This window comes from Acidithiobacillus sp. TH-A36 (assembly GCF_057473445.1).
The window spans coordinates 1-1,404 of the sequence record NZ_JBYCKP010000240.1 but is presented as its reverse complement, the minus strand read 5'-3'; the positions used below and the strand labels follow the sequence as shown (position 1 = coordinate 1,404).

The 1,404-nt window shown below is 47.9% G+C and carries 1 protein-coding gene; it reads right to left on the bottom strand.

Features of this window, described 5'->3' with window-relative positions:
• Positions 1-168: 168 nt before the first annotated feature.
• A complete protein-coding gene (locus tag AC2VLY_RS06340; protein ID WP_486921949.1) occupies positions 169-777 on the bottom strand; it encodes an IS3 family transposase in 609 nt (202 codons plus the stop codon).
• Positions 778-1,404: the final 627 nt, after the last annotated feature.

Here is a 1,404-nt window from a genome sequence, read left to right as displayed (position 1 = left end):
ATGTCTCTGTTAAGTGGAATTCGGCAGAAATAAAGAGGACGATCCGCTAGCGCAATTGAATTTGGTGCTTGTGTTTGGCGAATCGTCCAATCGTCCGCTTTATTATCGCAAACTGGCCGAGAACTATGGTGGCCCCATCTGTCAAGACAACATTTTGTAATGTGTAAGCTATAGTCGGACTTCTCCTATATATGTATTTGGCCTAGAACGAGTAGAAATCCGATCTTCCGGTTTCATTCCCATCAAGTAGAGCTCAGCAGGTGTGTGGTCTCGAAGTGATGGATGGGGGCGTTCATGGTTGTATTTGTGTATGAATTTTCGGATGTCATTTCTCGCCTCCCTTGGTGTGGCGTACTCTTTCGTGTAGACCTCGTAGTACTTGAGTGTCCGCCAAAACCGCTCGATGTAGATGTTATCCACAGCTCGGTTCTTTCCACCCATGCGGATCTTAACGCCAGCCTCTTTGAGAATGTCCGTGTACTGTGGGCTCGTAAAGTGACTGCCCTGGTCACTGTTCCAGATCTCTGGCTTCGCCTGGCCCAAGGCCGTTTTCGTGGCTTTCAGGACGAAATCAATCTCGAGCGTTTGGTCAAGCTCCCAACGGACGATGTAGCGGGAATACCAGTCAATCACGGCCACCAGATACATCCACCCGTGTTCAAGACGGAACTCTTCGTCTGACACACCTGCAGGCTCGTAATAAAGGCTGGAGCGGTTCAGACTAAGCAGTTCCGCCTGGCGGGAAACGGTGAGCTTCCCGCTGTGCAAATCGACCATAGCCACACGTTCAGATCTAGTCTGGTTTGATTCTGGATTTTTTGAGCCACTCAACCTCAGTGGTTAAGCGACCATTTTTTGAATAGAGTTCTGAAGTTTCCTTTTCATGTTCCTTCTTGAGGGCAGTGGCGGTTTTCTTGCCTTCATCCTCAAAAATGCTGGACAGGTTGTCTACAGCCGTGTTCTTTCAACGATGAAGCATTGTGACGTGGACACCGTACTCCGGTGAGATCTGAGCAATGGTCTTCTCTTCCTTGAGAAGCTCCAGAACGACTTGTGCTTTGAATGCTGCCGTGTAGTGTTTTTTCATAGCCATAGTGTAGATTAACCGGTCCCTTCTCAGTTGTCTTAATTCCTGGGATCACTATAGTTTGGACATCCGCAGATGGCTCGAAACACATCAAGAGCGCCAATGCCAGCTTGCTTTGTGACATTCGACCGTTTGAGCAACCCGGCAACCTTATACTCTTTGAAGAAAACGAAAACTATAGATTGGAGTTGATCTGGGTGTTGAGGTTCACGTACCATTAGGGCAAGCATCCTCTTCTCTGAAGATCGTTGTCTGAGCAACTTCAGTCTAGCAGAAAATGAGGGTGTTTTTGCTTTCTCATGGGGTTAAATCGCCGT

Excerpts from the sequence above, each read along its gene's own strand:
- AC2VLY_RS06340 (WP_486921949.1), bottom strand. The coding sequence starts at position 777 with ATGGTCGATTTGCACAGCGGGAAGCTCACCGTTTCCCGCCAGGCGGAA.